The organism is Mycobacterium intermedium, assembly GCF_002086275.1.
Lineage (GTDB): Bacteria > Actinomycetota > Actinomycetes > Mycobacteriales > Mycobacteriaceae > Mycobacterium > Mycobacterium intermedium.
In genome coordinates this window covers 1-2,415 of sequence record NZ_MVHT01000204.1, presented here as the reverse complement: position 1 = coordinate 2,415, position 2,415 = coordinate 1, and the positions used below count along the sequence as shown (strand labels likewise).

4 protein-coding genes and 1 pseudogene are annotated in these 2,415 nt (G+C 66.6%); 2 read left to right on the top strand and 3 right to left on the bottom strand.

Going from position 1 to position 2,415, the window contains the following annotated elements:
- Positions 1 to 274: pseudogene (locus BST27_RS32880) on the top strand (hypothetical protein); the annotation flags it as partial.
- Here the strand turns inward: BST27_RS32880 and BST27_RS30100 are convergent.
- The 3 genes from BST27_RS30100 to BST27_RS30090 are packed head-to-tail and all read right to left on the bottom strand — an operon-like array spanning position 267 to position 2,093.
- On the bottom strand, positions 267 to 1,010 hold the full coding sequence (locus tag BST27_RS30100) for a DUF427 domain-containing protein (RefSeq protein ID WP_069422652.1): 744 nt from the start codon (positions 1,008 to 1,010) through the stop codon (positions 267 to 269). The pseudogene BST27_RS32880 and the gene BST27_RS30100 sit on opposite strands and share 8 nt — an antisense overlap.
- Positions 1,011 to 1,052: 42 nt before the next feature.
- Complete coding sequence (locus BST27_RS30095) at positions 1,053 to 1,325, bottom strand: DUF6295 family protein (RefSeq protein ID WP_069422653.1); 273 nt, start codon at positions 1,323 to 1,325, stop codon at positions 1,053 to 1,055.
- 12 nt (positions 1,326 to 1,337) lie between these two features.
- Positions 1,338 to 2,093 carry a dienelactone hydrolase family protein gene (locus tag BST27_RS30090; protein ID WP_069422654.1) on the bottom strand — a complete coding sequence of 252 codons (756 nt, stop codon included), beginning with the start codon at positions 2,091 to 2,093 and terminating at the stop codon, positions 1,338 to 1,340.
- A gap of 158 nt (positions 2,094 to 2,251) precedes the next feature.
- Between BST27_RS30090 and BST27_RS30085 the strand changes: the two genes are divergently transcribed.
- Positions 2,252 to 2,415: PE family protein (locus BST27_RS30085; protein ID WP_139805479.1), on the top strand; the 164-nt coding region annotated here is incomplete at its 3' end.

Sequence of the window (2,415 nt, the reverse complement as noted above, 5' to 3'; positions counted from 1 at the left end):
CCGTTGCCCCATAGCCGGGCTGCGCCCCCATGCCGCCGTTACCGCCGAGCGTCACGCTGACGCAACCGTCGACGCCGACGAGCCTCCCCCGCCGCCCGCCTCTCACGCCGAGCGTCACGCTGGCGCGACGACCGCCACCGAGCGTCACGCTGGCGCAACCGTCGACGCCGACGAGCCTCCCCCGCCGCCTCCCCCGCCGAACGTCACGCTGGCACGACGACCGCCACCGAGCGTCACGCTGGCGCAACCGTCGACCCCAGTCGGCCCTAGCTGAAATGAGTCCGGGGCCGCGCCAAGCCAACACCGTCGACGATGATGTCGACCTTTTCGTTGTAGAACGCCACCAGACCGGCGATCGGGGCCACCGCCGGGAGAGGGTAGTGATACGTCCACGCCAAGTCGGGATGCACGGTGTCGCCTGCCCGCACCGACCAGTACCCCGACGTCGTCCCCTTGTACGGACACAGCGTCTGGGTGGCACTCGGTTCCAAGTGCTCGAAGAAGACATCGGTGGGATCGATGTAATACCTGGTGGGCAGGCCGGTTTCGAAGAGCAGCACCGGAGATTGAGTGTCAGCCAGCACGACGCCGCCAAGTTCCACTCGGACGTGCCGGTGCGAGCGCAGTGCGTCGACCCGCGAATAAGGATTGCGCGGGTGGCCGTAGATCGGCTCGTCTTCTTCGAACCAACGCAACGCATCCCAGTTGAATCGCACGGTCCCCGCAACGGGACCGTCGTTGTCGGCGTCGAACACCCGCGCCGCCGACGGGTGGGTCTCGCCGCCGCCGACCAATCCATGCAGCCTCGAAGGGCCGAATTGCACTTTCTGCGAATGGTTTTCATCGCGTAGGAACTCGGCGCGGACGTCGGCCAGCGGGATGTAGTACTGCGGGTAATACGGGATTTCCCATACGTAGCGCGCTGCGGTGGTGTCAAAGACGAGTTCGTGGCCCAGGTAGCCGCGAACCCGCCGCGGCGCCGGCTCGACTCGCCCTCGCGCGGCAGCCATTTCGGGATAGTCACGCCCTGCAGGATCGCTAGTCACGGCGGCCTACTGATTCTTGGAGGCCAGACCGGCCGGCGCGTGCGAGATCGCGGCACGAATGGCGTCGGCCAGGGCCAGCGCGCTCTCCTCGGTGAGCTCGAGTGCAACCCGCGCGGACGGTCCCAGCTGCGGGTTGATCACATCGATGTTCACCGTATGGCCGTACGGCGCATGGACGGGATGGTCGACGTACACCGTTGCGCGACTGGCGCCAAACCATCCGGTGGCGCCCTTTCCGCTGCCGTCGATCTCTACGTGTTCGGTCAGATACGTGCACATGTGTTGGGAGACCTAGCCTTTCAGGTGAGTACCGAAGAACGTCTCGATCCGACGCCAGCCGTCAACCGCCGCTTCCGGCCGGTACGCCGGGCGATCGACGGAGAAGAACGAGTGGCCCGCACCCTCGTAGGAGTGGAATTCGTGCGGCTTGCCCAGCCGGGTCAGTTCGGCGTCCAGGGTTGCCACCCCGTCGGGTGTCGGGAACCGGTCCTCGGCCCCGAAGAGGCCGAGCAGCGGGCAACTCAGGTTCGACGCGAGCCCCAGGATCGGTTGCATCGTCTTGGGCATGCCTTCCGGCGGATCTTCGACGATGAAGGCTCCGTAGCAGTCCACTGCGGCGCCGAATTGCAGCGAGCACGCGGCGAGATAGGCGTGCCGCCCACCCGAGCAGTGGCCGATGACGCCGAACTTTCCGTTCGCACCGGGTAGTGAGCGCAGGTGCTCGACGGCCCCGGCGACGTCGCCGACCAACCGCTCGTCGGGCACCCCGCCCGCAGCGCGCGCTGCCGCGGCCGCGTCGTCCGGCGCCGCGCCCGGAGCCTCGCGGGAATACAGGTTCGGCGCCACCGTGTGGTACCCGCTGACCGCCAAGCGCCGCACGAACTCCTTGGTTTCGCGGTCATAGCCGGGCATGTGGTGGATCCAGACGATTCCGCCGCGGGAACCTTCGGCCAGAGGCATGGCCCGGTACGCCTCGATCTCGTGGCCGCCGTGACCGGTGATGGTGACCGTCTCCGCTTGAATCGCATCTGCACTGAACGAATTCACGGGTCCCAGCTTGCCACTCAATCCAGCCGGGCCGAGCAGGCTGTAACGCAAATATTTGGATATTGACGAAATAGTAAAAGTGGACACTTTTCCCGGCTATGGCGTGCCTGGCAAGCGCAGTGGGGGATCCAAATTGCGCACTCTAGGGAGGGAGACACATGTCGTATCTATTCGCCGTGCCGGAGTTCGTCGCAGCGGCGGCATCGGATCTGGCCAACATCGGATCGACCCTCAACACCGCCAGCTCCGCCGCGGCCCTACCCACCACGCAGGTGCTGGCCGCCGGCGCCGACGAGGTATCCGCCGCGGTGGCCGCCCTGTT

What these genes read in the sequence shown, in the direction of transcription:
- BST27_RS30100 (WP_069422652.1), bottom strand. Translation starts at nt 1,010, where the DNA reads ATGGCTGCCGCGCGAGGGCGAGTCGAGCCGGCGCCGCGGCGGGTTCGC.
- BST27_RS30095 (WP_069422653.1), bottom strand. Translation starts at nt 1,325, where the DNA reads ATGTGCACGTATCTGACCGAACACGTAGAGATCGACGGCAGCGGAAAG.